Origin of the sequence: Microcoleus sp. AT9b-C3, assembly GCF_036705485.1 — a bacterium.
GTDB lineage: Bacteria > Cyanobacteriota > Cyanobacteriia > Cyanobacteriales > Microcoleaceae > Microcoleus.
Genome location: NZ_JAUBUR010000006.1, coordinates 175451 through 201333, shown reverse-complemented (window position 1 = coordinate 201333; position 25883 = coordinate 175451). Strand labels below are relative to the sequence as shown.

Sequence of the window (25883 nt, the reverse complement as noted above, 5' to 3'; positions counted from 1 at the left end):
CAATCATCCCGCCATTATGGAACACCCGATTTTTCTGGTCATGGTTTCAGTAGGTGAGTGGCATAATATAGCAACCTCGCTCGATTAGGACGTTCTTAAGTGCTGAAACTCTTAATTTTATTGCTTCTTCCTTCTGCTATATCTGTCAAGAAACCCGGTTGAGGAGGCAGCGTGCGTAAATTTTTTTTCGGTTTACCATAATTAATTTAAAATTTGAGTTTTAATTATGTCAGCAAAGCGCATTCTGGTCATTGATGATGAAAAAAACCTCTGCAGCGTGATTCAGGCCTGTCTGGAACATTTAGGCGGCTGGATTGTACTAAGCGCGCCCGACGGCAGCCAAGGATTGCTTTTAGCTGAAACTCAACTTCCTGACGCTATTCTGCTAGATGTGATGATGCCGGATATGGACGGTCTTACTCTGTTTGGTTTGCTGCAAAACAATGTGCCGACTCGGCGGATTCCGGTGATTTTCCTGACGGCTAAGGTGCAGGCGATGGATTTGAGCGAATTTGCTGATTTGGGGGTAGCGGGGGTGATTGCCAAGCCTTTCGATCCTTTGAGTTTGGCACAGCAAGTGGCGGACATTCTCGGTTGGGAACCGTTGCTGTAAACTGGGGTAAAATACATCGCAGATAGCATATCAAACTCGGCATTTGAAACCGCTACTAGACAAACAAAGTCGGCCCTGTCCGACGGAAGAATTAATGGGGCCTTAAAGCCGGATGACGATCGGAAACCCGTTTTCTCGTTCTCTAGATTGTTGCGAAAATTACGCAATTATGTTAGGAAACGGGGTTTATGCGTCCAGGAAAGTCCTAGTTTTTCCGGCTATGTTCATAATTTCCTCATTTTTTTGATTTAGCTTTGAGATGGATCGGTGATTGGTTAATTTAAACTCTGATTCCCTAGAAGTTCTAGAGATGATCTCAGGGAGTCGGGGTTTTTTGTTACCTGCAAAGCCGATCGGCTATCACCGTATTTACAGGCAGAATAACTCCTCCAAAAGTTACGCACACTTGCCTCAAGAATGATTTTTCAACCAGGAATCACAGATGCAGCAAAGTTTTTGGGTAAACAACCAGGTTTCAGCCTGCTAATCCAAGATTTACGAAGATTTCCCGGAAAAACCGGCTTTTTTAACCCAGGAGCACAGATGCAGCAAAGTTTTTGGCTAAAAAACCAGGTTTTTGCCTAACTTTTGTAATCCCTGCTTCGGCCCAAGTATATTTATCAAAAAAAATGATGGTCTTCATAATTTCCTCATATTTTTTAGATAGAGTTTACTCCAAGCTCGGGATCTGAAGGTCGATCGCACTTTCAGCACAATTCCGCTGCCAAAGAGCGAACCTGTTGTCAGGAGAGTTCGGGAAAGTGACGGTACTTTCGATTAACTGGTGCCACTGCACAACCAACCTAAATAAGTCAGGATCTAAGCCCTGTATACCAAACAAACCGGGTTGTGTAACCGGGAAAAACGGAGTTTTTGCGCCAGTCCTCTAAGTGTTGGCAGGATAACTCAATGCTACAAAAATTAATAACTGAGGATGTGATTCGCGCTCTCGAATAACACCAAAAAAATAAGTAGGTCGTTTGATTAAGAGAAAAACTCGCAATTACCACTAACAGGTAAATCCCAGTCTCAGTTAGTTTTTGAAATAGTGTGGAGATTTTTAAATGTCTGATCGGCTATCTTATAAAGGTAACAACCAGATTCTGTGCTATTACGCAAATGTTACCAACCTAGTTCAGGTGGTTCGGATTGGGAACATTCCTAATTGGTACTTTGAAAGAGTGATGTTTCCGGGACAGCGACTGATGTTTGAAGCTGCTGCAGAATCAGTCTTAGAAATTCACACTGGTACGGTGGCAAGTGCTATTTTATCCGACAAGATTCCCTGCTACGTGCTGCGGGTTATAGAAGAGGTAAGTTCCGACTTCGAGCTGGTGATTACCGAAGAACGATTGGCCGTATTAGCCGGTTAAAATTCATGAGAAATCAGACGAGATCGAGAACGACCACAAAAATATTAGTTAACGAGTGTTTGGGGACGGGGAAAATGCAGAAAAATCTTGTCAATATTACCTTAGCTGTAGTCACAGAGGAAGTAGAAATTATCTTGGAGTCTTATCCGAAGCACCCCTACCAACAAGCTTTTTCGCCTTCGGGATTGCGACAAGATTTAATTGCTTATGTGCTTAGCCGAGTTCCTAATAGATATACTGCGATCGACTCCGGCGAGTCTGTGTCAAACCAAACAGTTCAGGTTCGCTGTTCTTCAGAGCAATTGCTGCACATAGAAAATTTGATTCATACTGGAATTCGCGAGGTGCTGCACAGCTATCAGAAGATAGATTACCGCCTGCCTGAAGAAGTTAAATTTGATTCGAGAGTTGCTAGTTGGTTGTGATAGTTTCTGGTAAATGAGGGAGACGCCGAGATTCTCGACCCTCTCGGTTGGGCGAGGTGGAATTGTGTACTGACTCGATTGTTCAAGACTTTTGGTAATCGCAGCAGCAGTTGCACGGGCCATTGGGATTGACAGCACAGCGCAGAATTTCCGATCGAGCATTAAAGCGACAGCTAGCATCTCCGATAACCCAGATGCCGCTTACAAAAGTTCTTTCCGTCGGCGGTGTGGCCGACTGCACGTACAGGGCAATTTTTTGCAGTCGGTAGCGGCCGGATTTGAGTTGATAGCGGTGGTGGCGTTCCAAGACAGCGTAGGTTTGTCCCTCTAAATCTAGATAGTTCCCCGGTTGTGGCGTCCAATCCAGCCGAATGCTACCTAAATATTGGCGGGGGTGAGAGAGAATCACCTCTACGGGTAAAGTATTTTGTTCCATGTGGCGGTGCGTTCGCGAACTGAACTAAAGGGGCAAATAGTTGACTAAACCGACATCTTCTTGATCTAGAAAGATAACTTCTTCTAGAGAGAGTAATTTCGGTTGAGGCGCTAAGCTTAACTATAGAACCTTTGGCGATCGGCGGATAGCCGACTAACCAACAGGGGTAGGAAATAAACTTCAACTCGCTTGACGTAACTAAAGCTAAGTTCGATTAGCTTTGATAAAGCAGTACACGCTGATGTTATCGCAACTTGCAGGTTCGATCGATACGCGGTTGAGATTGCTGAACATATTTTAACGGTTTGCAGGACTTGGGGTGCTTCGGGTGCGTTTGTACTGAGGAATTCAGTCCTGTGATTTTTATGAGAACTTCAGTGCTCACTACAAACCAAACCGGATTTTTGGCAATCAAAATTCCCAAAAATATGCCATTCCTTCCATGATTCCCCAAGCGCAAGCAGAACCAGCTAAATAATGATTTGTAGTGCCAAATTCGCGATGCCATTCTAAGAGTTCTGACAGAGCATTAGCGACGATTACTCCCCGGACATCCTGTTCAAACATATTAATATCATTGCCAGAATCACCGCAAACTAATGTTGCCTCAGATGGAATTTGTAGGCGCTTTTGTAAATAAGTAAGGGCATTACCTTTATTGCTAGTTTGCGGTAAAATATCCACATCGCGATTGCTGCTAAAAATGATTTGAGCTGGCAGTCTCGATTCAGTTAACTTTTGCTGCAAAGTCTGGACAATCGAACTATTTTCTGCTGCTGGTTCCAGACAATAACTGATTTTCCAAGGATTTTGTTCTTTTGGGGATTGGGGCTTAAGCTGGGAAAACTGCTGAGCTAAAGAGGCGATCGCCATTTTATCCCAGTCTTGAGAAAGATACTCCGCCCAATCTAAATCGAGGATTCCGTCTTGGTAAATTTCGCTGCCTACACCTGCGATCAAATAGTCGGGTGCTAGCAGTTGCTTTTGGGCAATTAATTCGCCAGTTGAAGCATGAGAACGCCCGGTAGCGTAAACCAAACAAATTTGCGATCGCTGTGATTGCACGCGCTGGTTGAAAACTTGAGTTGCTGCGTCATCTCCGACTAGCGTGTTGTCTAAATCTGTAACTAATAAAAACTTCATTTGGGGAATTAGTCAGGAATCAGTAGTCATCAGTCATTAGTGATTGGCAATTGCTCGCTTCCTAAAATAATTTTAACTATTTATAAGAATTTGTTAAACCAACTACATTTATAAGCAAGCTTATCGGTTAACATTGGCCAGATTTCATTTTCAATAAGTGGTGTGAGTTTTATGGTGAATAATGCAACCTCCGTTAAAGCTTTTTGGCTGTCTTTCTTGATTTCTGGTGCGGCCGTGCCTTTGGGGCCGATCTCCGCAACAGCTCAAATTCAGGATACCTCAACTCCAGAAGTTGCGCTAGAAGCGAGTGCCGTCCCGGAGGCTAACCCAGACGCAGCGCTGGCAGCAGGTAAGATTGAGATACCGCCGTTAGTGGCGATTACCGCAGCAGAGGCTAACTCAGCAGTCGATCGCCCTTTACCCGATACAGATGCAGCATGGGTGAATCGGGCTTTACCCGAAACAAATATAACAACAGTCGATCGGGCTTTACCTCAAACAGATATAGCAACAGTCGATCGGGCTTTACCCGAAACAGATGCAGCATGGGTGAATCGTGCTTTACCCGAAACAGATGCAGCATGGGTGAATCGTGCTTTACCTCAAACAGATATAGCAACAGTCGATCGTGCAACAACAGCCCCAGAAATAACGGAGGCAATTCGCGAATTGCCCCCACAGAAGTTAGAAATTGCAAACTCTCCTCAGTCTCAACAAGTTGCTGAAGCCAGCAAAGTTGCCGACATCAGCAGCGAGACGGGCACCGCTGATGACCTCAGCATACAAGAAGACGCAGCACAAGTCACTTCTGTTTCCCAACTGTCCGACGTGCGGCCGACAGATTGGGCTTTTCAAGCTTTGCAATCCTTAGTAGAAAGATACGGCTGCATTGCGGGATATCCAGACGGCACATTTCGAGGCAATCGAGCAATGACTCGGTATGAATTCGCCGCCGGATTAAACGCTTGCTTAGACCAAATTACCAAACAACTTGGCGGTTCTACTGGTAATTTAGTCAAGCGAGAAGATTTACTTGCTTTGCAAAGATTGCAAGAAGAATTTGCAGCAGAATTAGCTACATTGCGCGGTCGAGTAGATGCTTTAGAAGCCCGCACTGCCGAATTGGAAGCCAATCAATTTTCAACTACCACTAAATTAAACGCATTTGCTTGGTTTAACCTGACTGGAGCTTTTGCGAGCAAGCGAGTCCGAGTTGAAGCAACAAATGGAAATGCTGCTCCGCTCGATCGAGTAGCCGGACGCGATCCTGTCACCAACAGACCCATTGTGCAGAGAGTGGACGACCCAGAAATCACTTTCAGCCAGTTAGTTTGGTTGACACTCACTACTTCCTTTACAGGGAAAGACGAATTGATTACACAGCTAGCTGTAGGTAACGGCAATTCCCCAGCCAATCAATATACTTCTACGGGCCTGTTCAATACCTTTGGCACTCCTTTTCTCGATCAAACTGCGGGAGCAAATCCCAATGAAGTTATCCTGCGGGAACTTTCCTACCGGTTCCCGCTTAGCAACCGCTTCCAAGTAGTAGTCGGGCCGAGGATTAATTTCTACCGCTACTTTGACAACAATAGGTTTAACTTTTTCGTAGACGGTGCGAGCAGCTTTAATTCTAACAACAGCCCTTTGTTAAGCGCTACCAGACGCGGTGCCGGTGCTTTGGTTTTGTGGGATATCGGCCGCGCATTAAAACTGCGTTTTGGCTATTTGGGCGAGAGTACGGAATTTTTGCCCACTTCCGTCTTTAATTCCGCTTCCAATCCGTCTCAAGGCTTGTTTGGTGGGACAAATACGACTACAGCAGAATTAACATTCAGTCCGAGCGATCGGACTAATTTGCGCTTTCTGTACAGCCGTTCCAACATCCAGCAAATCGGTGGCTTAATTGGATCTCCTAACAGCAAGCCGTTAAACGGTGTGGCAGATGACGGTTTCGGCGGTCGCCTGGGCAATTCGACAGCAAATACTTATAGTTTCAATTTCGATTGGTTAGTCGCTCGCCGCTTTGGTCTTTTCGGCCGCTACGGTTACGCCGAAACCAATATATTTCCCAAGACTGACCGACCCGACGGCACGATCAAAAATCAATCTTATCAGTTAGGAGTTGCATTTCCCGATTTGTTCAAAGAAGGAGCTTTGCTTACGGTGTCATATTTAGTACCTTTTGACTTTACTGGCGGTCGGAGGTTTCTGGTTTCTGGCGGAGGAAATGGCGGCACGCAGTACGAAATTGAGGCAACTTATTATTTGCCTCTCACCGACCATATTTCGATCGTGCCAGCATTTTATGCGATCAGCAATGCCAATAATTTCGATAACAACCCGACAATTTTTGTAGGCAATTTGCGGACGCAATTTAGTTTTTAATTCCACGAATGGGAACCCAGAAACCGGGTTTTTTGACAAAAACACTGCGTTTTACCTCGTACCCAAGGTAAAAAATCCGGTTTCTAAGTATGGGCGGGGCTGGTTTATATAATTTGTCGATAATTATCAAAAATATAGGCGAACCCGCCCCTACAAAATTTAACATCATACAAGTCCGAACCAAAGTGACATGACATGAATTGACACACAATCAATAATTAATCCGTGTATTCGTGTTCATCCGTGTAGTGCCTTCCTGATTCCTTCTACTTAATTGGAATTTCGATAATAAATTCAGTACCTTTACCGGGTTCCGAGAAGCACTGCAATTTACCGTTGTGTTTTTCAACGACAATTTGGTGCGAAATTGATAAACCCAAACCTGTGCCTTTGCCTACGGGTTTTGTGGTAAAAAACGGGTCAAATAAACGCACAATCTGATCTTCTGCAATGCCCTGACCGTTGTCTTTTATCCGAATTAAAATGCTCTTGTCATCAATCGTTTCAGTTTTAATGGTAATAGTAGGAAAGATAGAAAGTCCGGTGTCTTTGGCTTGACTGCTGCTTTCTTCCAAGGCGTCGATCGCATTTGCCAATACATTCATAAATACCTGATTTAACAGTCCGGGATGACAGTTTATTTGCGGCAGTTCTCCGTATTCTTTAATCACTTTAATGCCCTGCCAGTTGGCTTTGGCTTTTAGTCGGGTGTTCAACATTAACAAGGTACTTTCTAAACCTTCGTGAATGTCGGCAGTCTTGATTTTAGCTTCGTCTGCCCGCGAGAAATTGCGAAGAGTTTGAATAATTTCTACAATGCGCTCGCATCCGGTCTGCATCGAATTGAGCAACTTGGGCAGGTCTTCTGCTAGAAATTCTAAGTCTATATCATCGGCTTGTTGCTGAAGTTTGGCTGGGGGATTTGGGTACTCTTCTCGATACACCTGTACGATTTCTAATAAGTCGAGAACGTAGCCTCGGACGTGGCAGAGGTTGCCGGCGACAAAGCCAACTGGGTTGTTAATTTCGTGGGCAATTCCTGCTAGCACCTGTCCGAGGGAAGACATTTTTTCGGTTTGTACTAACTGCATTTGAGTTTGCTGCAAGTCACTCAAAGCTGTTTGCAGTTCTTGGGATTTTTGTCGATCGCGCGAGGCGGCGGCGGCCCGTTCTTCCTCAACTCCGATCGCCGCAGCAATAATTCCAATCAGCTTGCAGTCGGCTTCTGTGGGCGCGATCGACTGAGTGTAGAGAACGCACATCGCACCCACGTAATTGTCGCCCAGCCGCACTGCTTGTCCCAGATAGCTTCGCAGTTGGTAGCGGATGACAGCGGGATCAATTTGGCCGTAGATCGTGTTCTGCAAGTCAGGAATGGCAACAGCCCGATCGCTTCCTTTGCTGCATACGTCGGTGCAGATGTGGCCCTCGGCGCGATCGACCAGCGGGTAGTCCGGGGGCGCTTGCCAAGTCGCGATCGCTTGCAGCAGTCCGCCACCGACGTGGCTGTAGATGGCGCAGCTTCCGCCCAAAAGCTCACCGGCTAAGGATGTCAGGCGCTGGATGTTGTCAGCAGCGTTGGTGGTAAATCCCAAAAAGCACTCGTTGATTTTGCTGAGGCGGTACTCTGCTTGCCGGCGCGCGGTCATATCGCGGGAGTTGATCACAATTCCCCTCACAGTGGGGTCTGCTAGCAAGTTAATGCCCACGCCTTCGAGAAAACACCAAGAACCGTCAGCGCGCCGGAACCGACCTTCTACGGCGATCGGATCGCCTGGATTTGCGATCAGTTTTTCGCCGTCGGACATCACCGAGGCAAGGTCGTCAGGGTGGATAGAATCGAGAACCATTTGACCTGCGAGTTCCTCTGGTTCGTAGCCCAAAACTCTTTCTACAGAAGGGCTTTCGTAAACAATGCGGCCGCTTTTGTCGAGAATAGTAATGATGTCGGAACTGTTGAGAATCAGCGATCGCCACTTAGCCTCATTTTGCAATAAAGCTGACTCGGCTTGTTTGCGAGCGGTAATATCCTCTACCATTTGCAAAATAAACTGTGGCGTTCCCTGACTGCTGTCGATGACAGAGGCGCTGAGGCGTCCCCACCTGATGCTGCCGTCTTGGCGGAGGTAGCGCTTCTCGATTTGGTAAGCTTCGCGCGAACCCGCGGCCAACTGTTGGTGCAACTCCCCCGAAACTGGCGCGTCTTCCGGGTGCGCCCAGTCGTCGAGGCCGACACCCCGCAGTTCAGATTCCGATCGCCCTAACATAGCTTGAAATGCCGGATTAGTGGCGATCGCAACACCTTCGAGGGTAGCGACTACCATGCCGATGGCAGCGCGTTCAAAAATTGCCCGAAACCGCTGTTCGCTGTCTCGCAAAGCTGCATCCGCTGCCACTTCCTGCGTGATGTCCCGCCCTGCGACTGCCAAACCTTTGCGCGAACCGTCGGGGTTGAACAGCGGCACTTTCCGCACTTCAAACAAATTGCTGCCGCCTGTGGGCAAGGGGACAATCTGGCGGCTGGAGGTAAGAGTGCCTGCTTGCCAGGTGGTTTCGTCGGTTTCCTGCCAAGTTAGCAAGATTTCTCTGACTCTGGGATCGGCGGCGGCAGCGAGTTCGGCAGTAGTTTTACCCTGGTAGTCTGAGGTTTCCCAGCCCAAAAGGTGGAGGGCGCAGTCGTTGGCAATCAGCCAGCGCCCCTCGCTGTCTGTGAGGTTGATCGCGTCGGGGACGGCGTTAATCGCGGTTTTCAGCCAGTATTCTTGATTTCGCAGGGCTGCTTCGGCTTGTTTGCGATCGGCGATTTCGGCGACGGTTCCTTCGTAGTAAAGGAGTTCGCCATCTTCGTCGCGGACTTCGCGCACGTTTTCCGAGATCCAGGTAGTGCTGCCGTCTTTGCGGCGGACGCAGGACTCAAACTCTTTCAGGGAGCCGTTTTTGCTGATTTCTGCCATGAATGAAGCGCGACGGGTGCGATCGGCGTAAAGGTTTTTTGCCGAACATTTTGCGATCAGTTCTGAGGGGGAATCATAGCCGTACATTCGGGCGAGTGCCTGGTTGGCGCTGAGGTAGCGTCCGTCTGGGGCGGTTTGAAATATGCCTTCGGTGGCGTTTTCAAAGATGCTGCGGTATTTTGCCTCGGCTTGTTTGAGGGCTTCTTCTGCTTGGAAGCGATCTGTGATATCAGATTGGACGCCGATGAAGTGGGTAACGAGCCCGCTGCTGTCGCGCACCGGCGAGATGGTGAGTTCGTTCCAGAAGGCGGTGCCGTCTTTGCGGTAGTTTTTCAGAACTACTTTGCAATCATGCTGTTGTTTCAGGGCCACGCGGATTTGATCGACGGCTGCGCCATCGGTATCCGGGCCTTGCAGAAAGCGGCAGTTCTGCCCGATTATTTCGCTGCGATTGTAGCCTGTAATCCGCTCGAAAGCCCCGTTGCAGTAGACTATAGGCTTGTCGGGCCGGGTAGCGTCCGCGATTGCGATGCCGTTGCTGGTAGCTGCCAGGGCGCGATCGTACAGCCTCCAGACTTCTTCTATTAAATTCGGTGTGCCGCCAGTACGAGTCGGCGATAGCGTTTCAGAAGGAATGCTTATATCTATCTGCATGAGTTTCTATAAATTGAGTTTATTGTAGATACCGACTGCCAGCACACCCTAGATTTTAACAGAATTGTCTCTTTTCCGAAGGCAGAAGTTAAAAGGCTATCATGCAGATTTTGGGCGGTAAATTCTACCTCAACAAAATCTGGCTTCCCTCGTTTTTTTCCTTCAGCTTTCTGGCTTGTGCCTTCTACCTTCAAAGGAATCCTAGTTGTTAATTTATAATAGTTGTTGCAGCGATAACTCTACCTCTGGTATAGTTTAGTTGGCAGAGTTTGGATCGCTTACAATTTCGGTTATTTATTTTTTCAACTAAATAAAATATACATCATTCGGCTCTCGAAAAAAAAATAATTAAATATTTTAGAGTTAAATGATTCAAACTCTTCTCTCAAACAAACCGAGAAAAAATTAATTTTGAACGAACACAGCAAGTTCTGAAATATCGTCGATCGCGAAAGTCGGTTCTAGGGCGAGACACTGAGGGCGATCGCCATATCCGTAAGCCGCCCAACAAACATCTATCCCAGCATTTTTAGCAAACAGCAAATCAATCGCTGTATCGCCCACCATTAAAATTTGACTGTTATCCAACTCCGGGAACAGTGGTTTAATAATCGAGTTAAAAACCGCAGGATTGGGTTTCATAATTATTTCTCCGTTGTCACCTAAAATTAGATCGAAAAAACTGTGAATTTTTAATTTTTGCAAGAACAAATTTACAAAACTAACGTGTTTGTTGCTAAACACTCCCAGGCTCAATCCCGACTGACGCGCCAACTGCAAGACTTGCTTTGTCCCGGTAAATAACTCTACCTGCTTTTCACCTTCCGCCCGATAATAAGAGCGGTAAGTTTCAACCCATTCGGGAATTGCGCTTTCCTCGATCGCCGGATGGAGGATTTTAAAAGAATTTGGTAAATTGATGCCGATCGTACCTATAATAGTATCAGAAGTAGGCGGGGTAATATTGAAAGTTTCAAAAGTTTTAGTAAAGCAAAATACAATAGCTTTGTGAGTAATTGCCAAAGTGCCATCGAAGTCAAAAATAATTAACTTGTACTTACTCATATTTCTGAAATTTTTCTATATAGCAATCCGAGGTTTCCAATGACCTAATAGCCTTAATCTCTCATTCACCAATTATAAGTAAAATTTTTCAACATTCAAGAGGTCAACATGAGTGTCACCGAAAAACCAGAAATTATAGCAACAGATTTCCCAGACCACACTCAATTACCAGACTCCGACGGTACTTTTGTGAAAAACTTTCAAGAACTCCCTCAAAGCATCCTGTTAACAACATCTGTTCGACCCATTTTAGACCAACTTCATCCCGACGGACAATATTGTATCGGTCAAGATTCCGGCATTTATTGGCGAGTCCCGCAACCCCCAGAACCCCTAGCCAGAGGAGCTGAAGCACCGGATTGGTTTTACGTCCCCGAAGTGCCGCCAATTCTCGACGGAAATATGCGGCGTTCCTATGTCATGTGGAAAGAATTAATGCCGCCGTTAATCATACTAGAGTTTGTTTCTGGAGATGGCAGTGAAGAAAGAGATAAAACTCCCAAAAAAGGCCAATTCTGGATTTACGAGCGGATTATTCGACCTGCGTTTTACGGAATTTATGAAGTCAAAAAAGCCCAAATAGAATGCTATCATTTGGTGGAAGATAGATTTGAGTTAATGTCAGAAAATCAGCGCGGACATTACCAAATCGAGCCAATGGGATTGGAATTAGGCATTTGGCAAGGGGTTTATCAAGGCGTAGAACTGCCTTGGATGCGCTGGTGGGATGCTGAGGGGAATTTGCTGCTGGCTGCTGATGAACGAGCCGAACAAGCGGAATTGGCAGTCGAACAAGCGCAGTCAGAAGCAGAACAAGAACGGCAAAGGCGAATAGAAGCCGAGCAGCGAATTCAAGCCTTAGAAGCGCGTTTGCGAGAGCTAGAAGGAGGCTAAAATCAGAATCAAGAGGGCGGGTTTATTAAATTATTGGTGTGAGAGATTTAAAGGGCTGGTAAAACCCGCCCCTACCACATATTTTTTGTCGTTTACGCAGATATTTTTTCTGTTTGCTCCGGTTGGCAGTATGGAAATTTTAAAAATTATCGTTTCTCATCCAGAAGCTGCTTGTATTATTTGATAAGTATTTTGTAGCTTTGTGTAGAATCTATGGCACTAATTGTTCAGAAATATGGCGGCACCTCGGTTGGTACAGTCGATCGCATTTTGGAGGTAGCCCGACGAGTTGTAAAAACAGCACAGCTTGGCAACTCTCTCGTTGTCGTACTTTCGGCGATGGGCAAAACCACCGACGGTTTAGTTAAACTCGCCAAGGAAATTTCCGCAAATCCCAACAAGCGGGAAATGGATATGTTGCTTTCCACTGGGGAACAAGTCTCGATCGCACTTTTAAGCATGGCATTGCAGGAAATGGGACAGCCCGCAATTTCCCTCACCGGCGCCCAAGTCGGCATTGTCACCGAAGCCGCCCACACCCGCGCCCGGATTTTGCGAATTGACCCCAATCGGCTGGAGAGTCAGTTAAAAAGCGGTAAAGTTGTTGTGGTTGCGGGTTTCCAAGGTATCGCCGATGCCGGAGAATTGGAAATTACCACCTTGGGCCGCGGCGGTTCCGACACAACCGCAGTAGCCTTGGCTGCAGCGCTGCAGGCCGACAGATGCGAAATTTATACCGACGTGCCCGGAATTCTGACAACAGATCCGCGCTTGGTTGCCGACGCGCAATTGATGGACGAAATCACTTGCGACGAAATGCTGGAATTGGCGAGTTTGGGCGCCAAAGTCCTCCACCCGCGCGCTGTAGAAATTGCCAAGAATTACGGCGTACCGCTGGTAGTGCTTTCTAGCTGGAGTGACGCCCCCGGTACCCGTGTAGTGTCCCCCCCACCGCAACCCCGGCCTTTGGAGGGCTTGGAGCTCGCAAAAGCGGTCGATGCGGTGGAATTTGACTTAGATCAGGCGGGGGTGTCGCTGCTGCGTTTGCCCGATCGCCCCGGCGTAGCTGCGCGGTTGTTTGGTGCGATCGCGCAGCAAAACCTCGATGTAGACTTAATTATTCAGTCAATTCATGAAGGAAATACTAACGATATTGCCTTCACCGTGACGCGAAAATCTCTGCAACAAGCTACTGCGGTTGCAGATGCAATTATCCCCGCCCTCGGCAAGAATTCTCGCCCCGAATTGGGAGAACCGGAAGTGAAAGCAGAAGAAAGGCCAATAGCTAAAGTTAGCATTGCGGGTGCGGGAATGATCGGTCGTCCGAGGGTAGCCGCGCAGATGTTTAAGACTTTAGCGGATGCAGGAATTAACATTCAAATGATTTCCACTTCCGAGGTAAAAGTTAGTTGTGCGATAGATGCCGAAGATTGCGATCGGGCAGTTGCCGAACTCTGCAAAACATTTGATGTTGCCAACTCCCCTATTGGGCTGCGTTCCTCCTCCCAAAAACCGCCCGCAGTCCGCGCCGTTGCGTTAGATCTCAATCAAGCGCGTCTAGCAATTCGCCAATTGCCCGATCGACCCGGAGTAGCAGCCAAACTGTTCGGACTTTTAGCCGAGGAAAATATCAGCGTAGACACAATCATTCAGTCGCAGCGCTGCCACAATATCGACGGCATATTAACTCGCGACATTGCATTTACCGTAGCACAAATTGACGCCGAAGCTGCTAAAAACGCCCTCGAAAAAGCCGCCCCCGAATTTGGATGGGGCGAAGTAGCAGTCGATACACAAATCGCCAAAGTTAGCGTTGTCGGTTCCGGGATGGTAGCGCATCCGGGAGTAGCGGCAAGGATGTTTGAAGCGCTTTCCCGCCAGCAAATCAACATTCAAATGATTGCCACTTCCGAGATTAAAATTAGCTGCGTTGTTGATGAAGGACAAGGAGTAACTGCTTTGAAAGCAATTCACGCAGCCTTTGAACTTGCCGGCACCGAAAAAATCCAAGTTCCCGCCTAATCAAGTAGGGAAACGGCACTGCCGTGTCCTTACAAAAATCGAGGAGACGGCATTGCCGTCTCCTGACTTTGGGTAACTTTAGTCCTTATCTTCAGCTTCTTGTGAAATTAAAGTTATTGCTTGATTAATAAGTGCTTCTTGATTCACTAACTGCGACAATTCTCTTGGTTCATAACGCCCTTCTTCCACTTCTAGGGAAGCTTTGTTAATAGCTTGTCGATACGCCATTTCTAAAACAAGGAGTAACTCTTCTAGAGGTAAGTAAAATCCCCCGCCTCTCGGCCGCTTATTTTCCTCCTGAATTTCTAGAACCGAGTTCCGAATCGAGACATCCCAAGAGCGAGTGGTGCGATTTTCAGCTTGCTGTTTAATCAGATGCAATAGTAAAATCACTCCATAGCTGCGAATAGTTTTAATGATGTCTTTTTTGCTCATTTCTTCTAGTTGTTCAACTATAGCTAATGACCCAGGTATATCCCCTTTTAGCAGTAAGCTTTTTAAGGTGAGTAATTCTTCCATGACAACTATATCTATCTTGGGTGACTTATATTATAGCTGAAAGTTAGCGCTTGCTTCATGCTAAAATTGTTTAACATCTGTATTGCCTATAATTGGGTGTGTTAGGCTAAAATTAGCGATCGCCTAAAAGGGATGGAATCTTATGACTGTAGCCAAGGAACAGATTACTGATAGTAGTAGCAATAGCGGTTTATTGAATTTCCGAATCACGGTTGAACGTCTGATCGAGCTTTTAGATTTAGAAGAAGAGGATGAGTACGGAATCTTGAGACCGACTGAATATGCTTTCAGGACAGCTATGAACTTAGTTGTAGAAGCTTACGATAGCATGGGAAACAGTTTTCCAAAAGCCTCAACAGGTACAGATGACCAAGGCAGTATTACACTAGATTGGACAAGCTTAGAACCAGATCGTACAGTGCGCCTCTTTTGTCCCTTCAGTGCTGAGCAACCAGTTGACATTTATCACCATGCAAATAATGAAAATGCGGTCGAAGATATCGTTTCATCATCAACATTAGTGGACTGGTTGCAGTGGTTCAACAAAATAGGATAGAACAATCTTCAGCGAGTGCATCAGAGTTTGAACATTTACCCGATCATACACTTGTTTACCGAGCTCTCCGAAAAGGATGGATAGATCGGGATAGATCGATCGTCAAATCGGATGCCTACTATTTGCGCCAACGTCTAAATGAACAAGGTATTTCTGTCAATTTTTCCATAGAGCAATCTTTGAGTGCATAGAAAAATTGTCAAGGAGTTGCTAGCATTAATGTAGGCGGAATTCGAGAACTCGGTCTAAATGTAGTACGTGACTCTTCATCTCATGGGAGTATTATAGGCTTGCCCTATCGTGAAGATAATCGTCCAAGGGCTGATGAGCTTGCACTTTTGTTGGCAAGACAGTCTCGAATTATATGGGAATCTTCGTCAAGATAGTGAAACAAGTTGTTCAGATATTGCATTTTTTTCTACAGGATGAAGTGCGTTGGATAACAAATTTTGACTTAATATTTCTTGCGCGATCGCCTCCACCACTGGGACACAAACCGAATTCCCAATTTGCTTGTAACTTTCCCCCGCACTCGGATAACTCTTAAAATCTTCAGGAAAACCCATAAGACGGTAACATTCCTTCAGCGTCAACTTTCTCACCATATCTGGCTCAGGAATGTAGATAAAAAACCTGCCAGATGTTTCTTGCGAAGGAATTGTTGGATGCACTCCATCTACCGAATAAATGCGATTAGGCTGTCTGTGAACCCTCGATAAATGTTCTGTATTTGGCCGCACCCCAGTTTTCCAAGTACCTTTATTTCTGTAACCTACAAATACCAGTCCCGAATCTTGCTTTCTCGGAGACTCAATTAAAGTATACTCTGATTTGTCCAATATTTCAAAATCCCCTGTCTCGTCTAGAAATTCCCTGAGTTTTGGAGTCAACTGGGTTTTAAGCCGAGAAAAATTGAAGGGTTTACCTTTAGTTGCAATAATAAATATTCTTTCACGATGTTGAGGAATTCCAAAGTCTTTAGCATTCAGCATTTTGTAATTCACGCTGTATCCCAAATCTTCAAGACTGGCAATAATTACTTTTAAGGTATTTCCCTTGTCGTGGTGGATTAAGTGCTTGACATTTTCGAGAACGATAACTTTAGGCTGCTTGATTTTGATAATTTTACAAATCTCGAAAAACAGTGTGCCTCTAGTATCTTCAAAACCCAGCTTTTTGCCGCAGATGCTAAAAGGTTGGCACGGAAACCCGGCGACTAAAATATCAAAGTCTTCTAACTCGACGGAATTAATTTTACTGATATCTCCCAAAGGAACCTCACCGAAATTTTCCGTATAAACTTGTCGGCATTTGCTGTTAATTTCGCAGGAAAAAACGCATTCAAAGCCTGTATTTTCAAATGCTTGTCGGAAACCTCCTATTCCTGAAAATAAATCTATAAATTTCATTTATAACTTAATCCTAAAACATCCTCAACACCATGATAACATATTTGGTTTCTCTCTCTTCTTTCACTCTGCGTTCTCTGCGCTCTCTGCGGTTCATAATACTAATTTAAACAAAAACCGCGCGCCGGACACGGCAATGCCCTGTCCCTACAGATATCGTGTAGAATGTCGATCGCCCAAAAACTCCCAAACTTGTCCCGCAGCCGACTAAACTAGAAATAGCCAAAAAAATATAGCTATTGTTTACTTCCTTTCACCAACCATGAGTCAAACCTTAGAAAATCTCACCGCCATCGATGACAAGCTATCCAAACGCCACCTCGACCTCGATCCCGGCGGCTACTTCATCATCTATCTCGATCGCGAAACCAGCTTAATTTGCGCCAAACATTTCACCAACATCATCGACGATCGAGGCCTCGCCGTCGATCCCGAAACTGGTAAACCCATCCCCGCCCGTGGCAAAGTAGAACGCACAGAGGTCACACTTTTTACCGGCAGAACCGCCAAAGAACTTTGCGTCAAAATTCTAGAAGAAACCCGCCCCAGCCCGGTGACAATGTTAGATCACGCGGCTTATCTGGGACGGGAATTTGTACGGGCAGAAATTGCATTGTTGAGCGATCGAGAATACGTTCAAGATTAGTGCAGCCCTGCCTTAATTTCTTGACCAAACGGCAACCGATCGAATTTAACAGCAACCGATTACGAAAAACCTTGATACCAGAAATAAGTCACCATCGGAATCACTGTCGCCAACACCAACAGCACAACCACAACAACTGTGGCATTGCCTTGATCTGTTTCTTCAGCTTTTTTAAACGTGCCTTCAACTTGAATGTTGTCAACAACTTCAGGAGGACCCGGATCTGGTTCGCCCGACAAAACAGTTGCAATGCGCGTACTTGCAGCCGAAAATGCCTCGTTGTATTTATTGGCTTCCCGCAGCGGCACTTGCACGGTTTCCCCAGCTACACTCTGGGCAATTTCATCGGTTAGCAGGGATTTAACCCCTTCGCCGGTGCGAATTGCCGCGCTGTTGGTAACAGTGTCGAGAACGAGTAAAATTTGATTAGTCTGGTCTTCTTTTGCGGGAAACCACTGTTCAAACAGTTGGTCGGCGAAAGTGGCAGCCGTTTCGCCGTAGTCTAAGCGGTGGATGGTGACAAATCTGACTTGTTTCCCTGTTTTGTTTTCCAGGTTGTCGAGCACGCTGCTGATATTGCTTTCGCTGCTGCGGCTGAGCACGTCGCCTTTGTCGAACACCCAAGTTCGATCGCCCGCCGACAACAGTGGGATTTCGTAAACGCCAGTCGCCAATGCCGGCAATACCGCCATCTGGGATGCGATTAGGGCGATCGCGATCGTCGCCGCCAAAGGTTGGAGATATTTTCTCCAGTTAAATAATTGCTTCAGGAGTCGGGTCATGAGGTTAACCGTAAAACTGACTTTTTTCCAAAAATACTATAGAAACCCCCGTAAAATTCATTTTATGCAGGGCAATATTTACAATGAGCTCGCCAGTGGAACTCCCCGCCCGATTATTTTAGGATTCTAACTATGGAACCAGCAGACACTTATAAAGGTTGGATTATTCAATCCCAGAAAGTCTTCTACGTCGAGGTTTGGGATAGTCGCGGCAACCGCCACGTCGCCGTCCAAAATGCCAAGACTGAGGAGGAAGCTTTGGAATTGGCCAAAAAGTGGATAGACAAATATGAGTCAAAACCCGGAAGAATGCCGATCGACGTACCCCATCCTTTCGGAGACATGATCGATATGCCATTTTAACTCAGTTGACTGTTAACTGTTGACTGTTGACTGTTGACTGTTAACTGTTAACATTACAGCTTGTCGGGTACTCTACTAGAGACAAAACCTCTTCAAATCGAGCAATTATTGCAACTGAGGCATCCGAAGAATAGGCCAGTTGCGTCCCGGACTGCATTTGTCATGAGATAAAATTACTAAATTTCTCGCAATTTCCGAGTATTTTCTACCAAACTCCGAGCAAATTCGTCGAACCTTTCAGACAGTTTTTCATCCAACAATTTACCATCAGGACTAAAAGCTTTCCAAGCTTGTCCGATCGCAATTTGTTCGGGAATTACCCAAGCGTGCACCCATCTCAAAATCACGCGCAAATCGTTGAGTGCGTTGTTGTTAACTTGCCCTCCCAAAACGCTAATCCCACCCGCAACTTTCCCGTCCAAATGCTCAAAACTCATCAAATCCAAGGCATTCTTGAGAGCACCGCTGATGCTACCGTGATACTCCGGCGTTGCCAAAATCAACCCGTCGGCTTGCTTAACCGCATTTCGCAGCTTGTCCACATCCGGGTAATCAATATAATCATTCTCGCCATTGCAGAAGGGCAGATTGAGCGATCGCAAATCGAAGATTTCAACTTCCGCGCCCAGGGCTTGCGCCCGTTCTGCTGCCACCTTCAACGCTAACTGGCTGTAGGAGCCAGCCCGCAAACTTCCACCAATGCCGACAATTTTTACCATAAAGCTTAAAAACCATAACTGATTTACTAAAACGTACTCATTACGAGTATGATTAACATAGCAAGTTCGATCGGCAACTGTCAATCGATTTTAGATTTTAGATTTTAGATTTTAGATTTTAGATTGACGGAGGGGGCCAAGAAACCGGGTTTTTTGAGCAAAATCCTTGGTTATAGCCCGCAGATATCGATGTGAGATTTGAGATTTGAGATTTACCGACGGAACCCAGAAACCGGGTTTTTTGAGCAAAATCCTGGGTTATAGCCCGCAGATTAGGTAAAAAACCCGGTTTCTTGAGGAGCCGTGGGTAAGTTCAGGGAGGGGACCAAGAAACCGGGTTTTTTGAGCAAAATCCTGGGTTATAGCCCGCAGATTAGGTAAAAAACCCGGTTTCTTGAGGAGGCGTGGATTCCAAACCCCGCTCTTGAGGGGCCTCTTAAGATGCCCGCGAGAGATAAACCCATTCAACACCCGCCATCTTGTTAAAATAAATGAACGTAGCAAACCACAAGCGGTCAATCTTGGCAGTCTTCAACCTTGGGCAAAGCAATATGAAAAATTCTTGGAAACACGCATGGCTGGGGCATCTAGCTGTAAACAAAGACAAGTCGAGCCAGAATCCTAAAAAATCAATTCCAGGACGGAATCTTTGGCGCATCCTGGGCAGTTTGGTGATTTCTCAAGGAATATTGCTCTCGACCCCGGTGTTTGCCGACAGCGCGCCAAACACCATGAGTTACAGCCAACTGATCGACAACATAGAAAAAGGGCAAGTCAGTAGAGTCGAAGTAGACGAAACTCAAAAAATTGCCAAGGTTAGGCTAAAAAATCAAAAAAGCGATCAAACCCAATCAGTTAGTCTGTTCGACTACAACAACCGAGAACTGTACTCGCAAATCCGCGCCAAAAAGATTGACTTTGAAGTCAAACAAACAGCCGACAACGCCGCGGCAGTCAGTTTAGTAGTAAACTTGCTAGTGATTTTTGCAGTGTTGGCAGTGTTGATGGCAATCCTGCGCCGATCGACCCAATCTCAAGGAAATGCCATGAACTTCGGCAAATCCAGAGCTCGTTTCCAAATGGAAGCCAAAACCGGCGTGATGTTCGACGACGTAGCAGGCATCGAAGAAGCTAAAGAAGAACTGCAAGAAGTCGTAACCTTCCTCAAAAAACCCGAACGGTTCAACGCCATCGGCGCCAAAATTCCCAGAGGAGTTCTGTTAATCGGGCCTCCAGGAACCGGCAAAACAATGCTGGCCAAAGCCATCGCAGGCGAAGCAGCCGTCCCCTTCTTCTCGATTTCCGGTTCCGAATTTGTCGAAATGTTTGTCGGAGTTGGCGCCTCCCGCGTCCGCGACTTGTTCCGCAAAGCTAAAGAAAATTCGCCCTGCATCATCTTCATAGACGAAATAGACGCCGTAGGAAGGCAGCGCGGCGCTGGTATCGGCGGCGGCAACGACGAACGCGAACAAACTCTCAACCAGTTGCTGACAGAAATGGATGGCTTTGAGGGTAACAGTGGCGTGATTGTGATTGCAGCTACTAACCGCCCGGACGTACTCGATACCGCCCTGCTGCGGCCAGGCAGGTTCGATCGCCAAGTAACGGTAGATTTACCCAGTTACAAAGGGCGTTTGGGGATTTTGCAAGTTCACGCGCGCAACAAAAAACTCGACCCAGAAGTTGCCCTAGAAACGATCGCCCGCCACACTCCCGGCTTTTCCGGCGCCGACTTGGCAAACTTGCTCAACGAAGCAGCTATTCTTACAGCGCGGCGTCGCAAAGACACGATTACTAACTTAGAAGTTCACGACGCGATCGACAGGATCACGATCGGGCTCACGCTTAACCCGCTGCTCGACAGCAAGAAAAAGTGGCTCATAGCATACCACGAAATCGGACACGCCCTAGTATCAATAATGCTCAAAAATACCGACACGCTAGAAAAAGTAACGATCATTCCGCGTTCCGGCGGTATCGGAGGCTTTGCCAAGTACGTGATCGACGAGGAAATGATCGACAGCGAAGGTTTGATGAGTCGGGCTTGGCTGTTAAGCCGAATTACAGTAGCTTTGGGGGGACGGGCTGCAGAGGCAGAAATTTACGGCGATGCTGAAGTAACTATGGGTGCCAGCGGCGATATCAAAGCAGTTAGCAGTCTCGCGAGGGAGATGGTAACGCTTTACGGAATGTCGGATTTGGGGCCTGTGGCTTTTGAAAGTCCGAACAATGAGGTGTTTTTGGGCCAGAACTGGAATTCGCGATCGGAGTATTCCGAAGAAATGGCAATTAAGATCGATCGGCAAGTCCGGGAAATTGCCTTTAACTGCTACGAAGAAGCTCGCCGGATTATCCGGGAAAACCGTGCTTTGGTAGACAAACTTGTCGAAGTGCTGTTGGATGAAGAAACGATCGACGGCGATGAATTCCGCCAAATTGTCGAGCGGTACACCGAGTTGACCAAGAAAGAGCTGGCACCAACGTAAAGAGTCAGTTGGCAGTTGGCAGTTGGCAGTGGTCAGTGGTCAGTGGTCATTAGTTATATCATGTCCGCCTAATCACTTACGATATGTCCGCAGGGAGTGAAACGAAGCAATCGCAATGTTTCTGCGATTGCTTCTCTACGGTCACAATTACAAGTGTTTAACCGGACAATATATTATTATTAGTAATGATTATCAACTGTCAACTGACCACTGTCAACTGTCAACTGTCAACTGTCAACTGTTTAAGATTGTTGCGCGTACATTTCCCGGAGTACCAAAGCCGGGTCTACCCAGCGGCCGCCGTACTTCAATCCCCAGTGCAAGTGAGGCCCACTCGTGCGGCCGGTCATCCCAACTCTGGCAATTCTCGCACCCGCAGGCACTGTTTGACCTTGCCAAATTTGCAAGGTACCTTCGCTATCGGTATAATAACGCCCGCCGTTAGCTGTTAGCACTCGGCCTCTGAGGTGACAGTAGATGTGTTCCCAATTTCCCGATCGCACCACCATACCAGTGCCGCACCGGCCATCTTCCCAAACTTCCACAATTTGCCCGCCCCACCAATTGCGGATATAGCTGCCTTCGGGGGCTGCCAAGTCCAAACCGTAATGAAAATCCCCGCCACGGGGGCCGAAGGGGGAAGTGTATGTTTCAAAGTTTTCGACTGGAAAAGAAGCTTCTTGCCACAAATTACCCGTCGCTACTCTGCTTGGTAAGCCTGACTGAGCTTTGACCACCTGCTGCTGCAAATAAGGGCTGATCAAAACAATGCCGATCGAAAGTGCCAGCAGCAGCATCTGTCTGAAACGAAAAAAGCGTTTTACCGTCAGCGGGCCTCTAGAGTCTTGCAGGATTTTTTTCACGGCTCAAAGTTAAATGTGTGTGGGAGTTTGCGTTGTCTGTTAGGCTCCCATCTTGCACCCTTGTCAATAAAGCTTTCAGGGTCGGGCTTTCCGGCCAACCCCACAAAAAAATCATTCTTGGTGGGGTGGGCCGGAAAGCCCGTTTCTGAGGTGCAAGATGTAAGTTATGCCAATTCGCTGCAAGATTGGCTTTGAGCTCTACCCGCGATCGCGAATCAGTTTAATAACAACGTGTATCTTACTCCATCCAAAACCCGTGTCAAGGCTTCCGGGTAAATGCCCAGGGGCGAGCGAAAAAAATTGGTCGAGGAATTCGTGCTGCGGTTGAATTCGATCGAGCTTTTGCTTGACACTATAGTTAAGTTCGGGGATTTTGGATGACATCCAAAATCTCAAATTCATTACAAACATCAAGCAATGCTTACTGAAATTTTTCCTTTTAGCTTTGCCATAGACGCAACTGCGATCGCCGGTGCGTCCTTGTGGTCTTTGGCCCTGTACTGGGGCCTGTCGCCCCTCACAGAATGGGTAATCCTGCAACTCAACCGCTGGATGAATTTTGCCGAGAGATCCCTCTACACCTCAGAAGCCGAGTTTGAAAGAACCCGCCAAGCCAGAGAAGCCCAAAATGCCTTTTACGCTTCGCTGTTGAGCATTTTGCCCTTTTTGATTGTGGGCGGATTGTGCAATTGGGGGGTCGAATTGTCTCTGGGCACTGGTTGGGCGGTATCTATGGGTACGATCGCCTGTATTGGCGGCGGCGTGTACGAGCTCGGTCGCCGTGACGGTCAATCTTAGGCGATTTTAGATTTTGGATTTTGGATTTTGGATTGCTGAAGATATTCGGGAATTCGCAGGGTTCTAGAATGGATGATCGTCTCAAATCCAAAACTCAAAATCTAAAATAGACGAGCAATTACATAAATCTTTGATAAAGCCGATCAACCGCAGATGCTAGGCAGATAAACACAGATAAACGCAGATAATTGCCTGTTAGGGCGAGGCAATGAAGGCAATTTAAGTCTCAAATTAATCATATATTTCAACCGTAATTTGACTCAGGATGTTTCCCTAAAAGCCGCAGTTGCCGTTCAGTAGCGGTAGCGATAATTTCGGGGTTAAACTGCCACGGCCAAGGCGAAAATTTCTGCGCGATGTTGCGGTGGGAATAATGCACTTGCAGTAAGTAGCGAGTTTTATCTGTCGTCGTATTTTTACCGCCGGAGTGCCAAATTTCACTGCGGAAAAACAGCACATCTCCTGCTTTGCACAAAACTGGTTCTGGGGAGTGTCCGTTCCAAGTTTCTTCTCCGCGATCGGGTTTTCGACCAGATTTGTGGCTGCCAGGAATAATGTAGGTAGGACAGAGGTCTTCTGCGATGTCGCTGAGATAGAAATGGGCTGTACAAATCCATACTGGCAGTTGAAAAGTGCCATCGGCAAACACGCTTTCGGGTACGGGTACAAATACCTGATCGACGTGGACGCGCCAACCATCATAACCGGGCCCGCTTTTCCACGCAGTCATCCCGATAATGTGGCAATCGTTGCCCATTAATGCTTCGGCTAACTCAATTATTCCCGGTCGATCGACATAGGAAAGCCACAGCCGATCGCGATTAAAAACGCACTTAAAATGCTGGTTCAATTCACTCCAACTGCTACCATCGAGTCCGAAGGGTTGCAGGCGATCGAGTGCTTCCTTGGTTTGCGCCACTTCCGACGGACTGAGTACACCAGGAATCCGCGCAAAACCATCTTCATGCACCGCATCTACCGCCCCCGCTGTATCGAAAAGGTCACAAGTCTTTTGCCGATAGCTGAAAACTTCGCTTAACGTGCTTGCGTTCATAATTCAAAAACTAAAATTATTAACTGTTATTAAATTAACACTTATTCTGCTCGATACTTGCATACTATGAAACCAGCCACCCAGTTTATTGTTGCATCAGGACTTACACAAAATTTAATTATGTAGGGCACGCACTGCTCACATTACGTCTGATTTGGGGATAAATCAAATGAAATACCAACCAGAACCAATATCATTAAATCAAGCCCGCGCCGCCTTCCAAAAAATCTGGGGATACGACGACTTTCGACCGCCCCAAGGAGAAATCGTCGGTAGTTTATTAGCCGGAAAAGATACAATTATAATTATGCCGACAGGTGGTGGCAAATCAATCTGCTTTCAACTGCCAGCTTTGTTACAAACAGGCTTAACTTTGGTAGTTTCGCCGTTAGTCGCACTGATGGAAAATCAAGTGCAAGAATTGCGCGATCGCAATCTGCCCGCTTCCCTCCTCCACAGTCAATTGCCAACAGCGCAGCGCCGACAAACTCTGCAATCGCTGCAACAAAACAAATTAAGATTGCTGTACCTTTCTCCCGAAACGTTACTCAGCAAACCTGTTTGGGAAATTATCAGTCAGCCGCACATCCAAATCAACGGTTTAATATTAGATGAAGCTCACTGTTTAGTGCAGTGGGGTGATACTTTTCGACCAGCTTACCGCCGTTTGGGAACAGTGCGATCTGCTTTGTTGAAAGCTAAACCAGCAAACAGTAAAATTGCGATCGCCGCTTTCACCGCTACCGCCAACCCGGAAGCACAGCAGACAATCAAAAATGTCTTGCAACTGCAAAAACCCGAAGCATTTCTCCTAAGTCCCTACCGTTCTAACCTGCACCTGCAAGTGCAAACAGTCTGGACGCCGCGGGGACGCAAGCAGCAGTTATTAAAATTTATTAAAGCTCGACCAAAACAAGCTGGTTTAGTCTATGTCCGCACTAGAAAAGATAGCGAAAACTTGGCGAATTTGTTGGAGGCAGCAGGTTATGAAACAGCAGCATATCATGCAGGTTTGAGTCCAGAATCACGACGAAAAATAGAAACAGCTTGGCTGAACAATGATATTAAATTCGTGACTTGTACGTCAGCATTCGGGATGGGAATTAATAAGCCCGATGTCCGGTGGGTTGTTCACTTTCAAGCACCTTTGCTATTATCGGAATACATTCAGGAAATTGGTAGAGGCGGACGCGACGGCAAATCAGCGATCGCCCTGACATTGATTAGCGAACCTACGGGTTTGCTTTATCCTGAAGATAAACAAAGAAAGGAATTTTTTCAAGATAAATTGCGATCGCAATATCGAGAAGCTCAGCAATTGGTCAAAAAACTGCCAGTTAAAGGCGATATAGAAGCAGTTTCCCGCGAATTTCCCGAAAGTGCGATCGCCCTTTCAATCTTGCACAGCAGCGGACAATTAACATGGCAAGATCCTTTTAATTATGCGATCGATAAATCTCCCCAGGAAAAAGGCGAAAAATTAAATTTTACCGCAGCCGAAGAAATGGCAAAATATCTCAAACATCGCGAGTGCAGGTGGCAATTTTTGCTGCAAGCTTTTGGGTTTGCCAAGGAAGCTACATCAATGCGCTGTGGCCACTGCGACAATTGTCGATAGAATTGACAATTAAACTAAAAGATGTTATAATCAAATCCTTTACTTTACAGAAATTACGCCAAAATTCTTGATGTAGGGTGCGCAGTGCGCACCTTACGGTATA

General features: G+C 46.5%; 23 protein-coding genes. 12 read left to right on the top strand and 11 right to left on the bottom strand.

What is annotated here, in order from left to right:
* The first annotated feature begins 226 nt into the window (after positions 1-226).
* The 3 genes from QUB77_RS08290 (at position 227) to QUB77_RS08280 (ending at position 2411) form a co-directional block, all read left to right on the top strand.
* Positions 227-613, top strand: coding sequence for a response regulator (locus QUB77_RS08290; RefSeq protein ID WP_333171205.1), 387 nt, complete (start codon positions 227-229; stop codon positions 611-613).
* Positions 614-1677: 1064 nt separating this feature from the next.
* Complete coding sequence (locus tag QUB77_RS08285) at positions 1678-1986, top strand: DUF1830 domain-containing protein (RefSeq protein WP_333171202.1); 309 nt, start codon at positions 1678-1680, stop codon at positions 1984-1986.
* A 74-nt stretch (positions 1987-2060) separates the two neighbouring features.
* Positions 2061-2411 carry a late competence development ComFB family protein gene (locus tag QUB77_RS08280; protein WP_333171200.1) on the top strand — a complete coding sequence of 117 codons (351 nt, stop codon included), beginning with the start codon at positions 2061-2063 and terminating at the stop codon, positions 2409-2411.
* A gap of 82 nt (positions 2412-2493) precedes the next feature.
* Here the strand turns inward: QUB77_RS08280 and QUB77_RS08275 are convergent, their stop codons facing one another.
* Positions 2494-2847 carry a DUF6464 family protein gene (locus tag QUB77_RS08275; protein ID WP_333066483.1) on the bottom strand — a complete coding sequence of 118 codons (354 nt, stop codon included), beginning with the start codon at positions 2845-2847 and terminating at the stop codon, positions 2494-2496.
* A gap of 411 nt (positions 2848-3258) precedes the next feature.
* Complete coding sequence (locus QUB77_RS08270) at positions 3259-3990, bottom strand: sucrose-phosphate phosphatase (protein WP_333171197.1); 732 nt, start codon at positions 3988-3990, stop codon at positions 3259-3261.
* Positions 3991-4161: 171 nt separating this feature from the next.
* Here QUB77_RS08270 and QUB77_RS08265 point away from each other — a divergent pair, with 171 nt between their 5' ends.
* Entirely contained in the window at positions 4162-6378 is a 2217-nt protein-coding gene (locus tag QUB77_RS08265; RefSeq protein WP_333171196.1) for an iron uptake porin, read from the top strand.
* A gap of 266 nt (positions 6379-6644) precedes the next feature.
* Here QUB77_RS08265 and QUB77_RS08260 read toward each other — a convergent pair whose 3' ends face one another.
* Entirely contained in the window at positions 6645-9986 is a 3342-nt protein-coding gene (locus tag QUB77_RS08260) for a PAS domain S-box protein (RefSeq protein ID WP_333171193.1), read from the bottom strand.
* Positions 9987-10391: 405 nt separating this feature from the next.
* Positions 10392-11051 (bottom strand): HAD family hydrolase, encoded by a 660-nt coding sequence (locus tag QUB77_RS08255; RefSeq protein WP_333171189.1) that lies wholly within the window; start codon positions 11049-11051, stop codon positions 10392-10394.
* Between the two features lie 108 nt (positions 11052-11159).
* Between QUB77_RS08255 and QUB77_RS08250 the strand changes: the two genes are divergently transcribed.
* Both QUB77_RS08250 and QUB77_RS08245 read left to right on the top strand, forming a co-directional pair.
* Complete coding sequence (locus QUB77_RS08250; protein ID WP_333171186.1) at positions 11160-11945, top strand: Uma2 family endonuclease; 786 nt, start codon at positions 11160-11162, stop codon at positions 11943-11945.
* 213 nt (positions 11946-12158) lie between these two features.
* Positions 12159-13967 (top strand): aspartate kinase, encoded by a 1809-nt coding sequence (locus QUB77_RS08245; protein WP_333171183.1) that lies wholly within the window; start codon positions 12159-12161, stop codon positions 13965-13967.
* A 78-nt stretch (positions 13968-14045) separates the two neighbouring features.
* Here QUB77_RS08245 and QUB77_RS08240 read toward each other — a convergent pair whose 3' ends face one another.
* A complete protein-coding gene (locus QUB77_RS08240; protein ID WP_333171180.1) occupies positions 14046-14486 on the bottom strand; it encodes a DUF29 family protein in 441 nt (146 codons plus the stop codon).
* Positions 14487-14628: 142 nt separating this feature from the next.
* On the opposite strand from QUB77_RS08240, the gene QUB77_RS08235 reads away from it, so the two are divergent.
* On the top strand, positions 14629-15042 hold the full coding sequence (locus tag QUB77_RS08235; RefSeq protein WP_333171177.1) for a hypothetical protein: 414 nt from the start codon (positions 14629-14631) through the stop codon (positions 15040-15042).
* Between the two features lie 377 nt (positions 15043-15419).
* On the opposite strand, the gene QUB77_RS08230 is transcribed toward QUB77_RS08235, so the two are convergent.
* Positions 15420-16451 carry a DNA (cytosine-5-)-methyltransferase gene (locus QUB77_RS08230; RefSeq protein ID WP_333171175.1) on the bottom strand — a complete coding sequence of 344 codons (1032 nt, stop codon included), beginning with the start codon at positions 16449-16451 and terminating at the stop codon, positions 15420-15422.
* Positions 16452-16713: 262 nt separating this feature from the next.
* On the opposite strand from QUB77_RS08230, the gene QUB77_RS08225 reads away from it, so the two are divergent.
* Complete coding sequence (locus QUB77_RS08225; RefSeq protein WP_333162717.1) at positions 16714-17097, top strand: DUF4346 domain-containing protein; 384 nt, start codon at positions 16714-16716, stop codon at positions 17095-17097.
* 59 nt (positions 17098-17156) lie between these two features.
* On the opposite strand, the gene psb32 is transcribed toward QUB77_RS08225, so the two are convergent.
* Positions 17157-17879 carry a photosystem II repair protein Psb32 gene (psb32, locus tag QUB77_RS08220; RefSeq protein ID WP_333171172.1) on the bottom strand — a complete coding sequence of 241 codons (723 nt, stop codon included), beginning with the start codon at positions 17877-17879 and terminating at the stop codon, positions 17157-17159.
* A gap of 132 nt (positions 17880-18011) precedes the next feature.
* On the opposite strand from psb32, the gene QUB77_RS08215 reads away from it, so the two are divergent.
* Positions 18012-18242, top strand: a complete 231-nt coding sequence (locus QUB77_RS08215; RefSeq protein ID WP_006635545.1) for a hypothetical protein — start codon at positions 18012-18014, stop codon at positions 18240-18242.
* A 176-nt stretch (positions 18243-18418) separates the two neighbouring features.
* Here QUB77_RS08215 and QUB77_RS08210 read toward each other — a convergent pair whose 3' ends face one another.
* Positions 18419-19045, bottom strand: coding sequence for an NADPH-dependent FMN reductase (locus QUB77_RS08210; RefSeq protein WP_445251701.1), 627 nt, complete (start codon positions 19043-19045; stop codon positions 18419-18421).
* Positions 19046-19512: 467 nt separating this feature from the next.
* Between QUB77_RS08210 and ftsH the strand changes: the two genes are divergently transcribed.
* Positions 19513-21447, top strand: a complete 1935-nt coding sequence (gene ftsH, locus QUB77_RS08205) for an ATP-dependent zinc metalloprotease FtsH (protein ID WP_333171169.1) — start codon at positions 19513-19515, stop codon at positions 21445-21447.
* A 242-nt stretch (positions 21448-21689) separates the two neighbouring features.
* Here the strand turns inward: ftsH and QUB77_RS08200 are convergent, their stop codons facing one another.
* Both QUB77_RS08200 and QUB77_RS08195 read right to left on the bottom strand, forming a co-directional pair.
* The gene (locus QUB77_RS08200) at positions 21690-22310 is read right to left on the bottom strand and encodes a M23 family metallopeptidase (RefSeq protein ID WP_333171166.1); all 621 of its coding nucleotides are present in this window, start codon (positions 22308-22310) and stop codon (positions 21690-21692) included.
* A 198-nt stretch (positions 22311-22508) separates the two neighbouring features.
* Complete coding sequence (locus QUB77_RS08195) at positions 22509-22694, bottom strand: hypothetical protein (RefSeq protein ID WP_333171163.1); 186 nt, start codon at positions 22692-22694, stop codon at positions 22509-22511.
* Positions 22695-22727: 33 nt separating this feature from the next.
* On the opposite strand from QUB77_RS08195, the gene QUB77_RS08190 reads away from it, so the two are divergent.
* On the top strand, positions 22728-23108 hold the full coding sequence (locus tag QUB77_RS08190; protein ID WP_333046563.1) for a hypothetical protein: 381 nt from the start codon (positions 22728-22730) through the stop codon (positions 23106-23108).
* Between the two features lie 244 nt (positions 23109-23352).
* Here QUB77_RS08190 and QUB77_RS08185 read toward each other — a convergent pair whose 3' ends face one another.
* Positions 23353-24162 (bottom strand): phytanoyl-CoA dioxygenase family protein, encoded by an 810-nt coding sequence (locus QUB77_RS08185; RefSeq protein ID WP_333171160.1) that lies wholly within the window; start codon positions 24160-24162, stop codon positions 23353-23355.
* Between the two features lie 169 nt (positions 24163-24331).
* Between QUB77_RS08185 and QUB77_RS08180 the strand changes: the two genes are divergently transcribed.
* Positions 24332-25780, top strand: coding sequence for an ATP-dependent DNA helicase RecQ (locus QUB77_RS08180; protein ID WP_333171157.1), 1449 nt, complete (start codon positions 24332-24334; stop codon positions 25778-25780).
* Positions 25781-25883 lie beyond the last annotated feature (103 nt).

What these genes read in the sequence shown, in the direction of transcription:
- QUB77_RS08290 (WP_333171205.1), top strand. Translation starts at nt 227, where the DNA reads ATGTCAGCAAAGCGCATTCTGGTCATTGATGATGAAAAAAACCTCTGC.
- QUB77_RS08285 (WP_333171202.1), top strand. Translation starts at nt 1,678, where the DNA reads ATGTCTGATCGGCTATCTTATAAAGGTAACAACCAGATTCTGTGCTAT.
- QUB77_RS08280 (WP_333171200.1), top strand. Translation starts at nt 2,061, where the DNA reads ATGCAGAAAAATCTTGTCAATATTACCTTAGCTGTAGTCACAGAGGAA.
- QUB77_RS08275 (WP_333066483.1), bottom strand. Translation starts at nt 2,847, where the DNA reads ATGGAACAAAATACTTTACCCGTAGAGGTGATTCTCTCTCACCCCCGC.
- QUB77_RS08270 (WP_333171197.1), bottom strand. Translation starts at nt 3,990, where the DNA reads ATGAAGTTTTTATTAGTTACAGATTTAGACAACACGCTAGTCGGAGAT.
- QUB77_RS08265 (WP_333171196.1), top strand. Translation starts at nt 4,162, where the DNA reads ATGGTGAATAATGCAACCTCCGTTAAAGCTTTTTGGCTGTCTTTCTTG.
- QUB77_RS08260 (WP_333171193.1), bottom strand. Translation starts at nt 9,986, where the DNA reads ATGCAGATAGATATAAGCATTCCTTCTGAAACGCTATCGCCGACTCGT.
- QUB77_RS08255 (WP_333171189.1), bottom strand. Translation starts at nt 11,051, where the DNA reads ATGAGTAAGTACAAGTTAATTATTTTTGACTTCGATGGCACTTTGGCA.
- QUB77_RS08250 (WP_333171186.1), top strand. Translation starts at nt 11,160, where the DNA reads ATGAGTGTCACCGAAAAACCAGAAATTATAGCAACAGATTTCCCAGAC.
- QUB77_RS08245 (WP_333171183.1), top strand. Translation starts at nt 12,159, where the DNA reads ATGGCACTAATTGTTCAGAAATATGGCGGCACCTCGGTTGGTACAGTC.
- QUB77_RS08240 (WP_333171180.1), bottom strand. Translation starts at nt 14,486, where the DNA reads ATGGAAGAATTACTCACCTTAAAAAGCTTACTGCTAAAAGGGGATATA.
- QUB77_RS08235 (WP_333171177.1), top strand. Translation starts at nt 14,629, where the DNA reads ATGACTGTAGCCAAGGAACAGATTACTGATAGTAGTAGCAATAGCGGT.
- QUB77_RS08230 (WP_333171175.1), bottom strand. Translation starts at nt 16,451, where the DNA reads ATGAAATTTATAGATTTATTTTCAGGAATAGGAGGTTTCCGACAAGCA.
- QUB77_RS08225 (WP_333162717.1), top strand. Translation starts at nt 16,714, where the DNA reads ATGAGTCAAACCTTAGAAAATCTCACCGCCATCGATGACAAGCTATCC.
- psb32 (WP_333171172.1), bottom strand. Translation starts at nt 17,879, where the DNA reads ATGACCCGACTCCTGAAGCAATTATTTAACTGGAGAAAATATCTCCAA.
- QUB77_RS08215 (WP_006635545.1), top strand. Translation starts at nt 18,012, where the DNA reads ATGGAACCAGCAGACACTTATAAAGGTTGGATTATTCAATCCCAGAAA.
- ftsH (WP_333171169.1), top strand. Translation starts at nt 19,513, where the DNA reads ATGAAAAATTCTTGGAAACACGCATGGCTGGGGCATCTAGCTGTAAAC.
- QUB77_RS08195 (WP_333171163.1), bottom strand. Translation starts at nt 22,694, where the DNA reads ATGTCATCCAAAATCCCCGAACTTAACTATAGTGTCAAGCAAAAGCTC.
- QUB77_RS08190 (WP_333046563.1), top strand. Translation starts at nt 22,728, where the DNA reads ATGCTTACTGAAATTTTTCCTTTTAGCTTTGCCATAGACGCAACTGCG.
- QUB77_RS08185 (WP_333171160.1), bottom strand. Translation starts at nt 24,162, where the DNA reads ATGAACGCAAGCACGTTAAGCGAAGTTTTCAGCTATCGGCAAAAGACT.
- QUB77_RS08180 (WP_333171157.1), top strand. Translation starts at nt 24,332, where the DNA reads ATGAAATACCAACCAGAACCAATATCATTAAATCAAGCCCGCGCCGCC.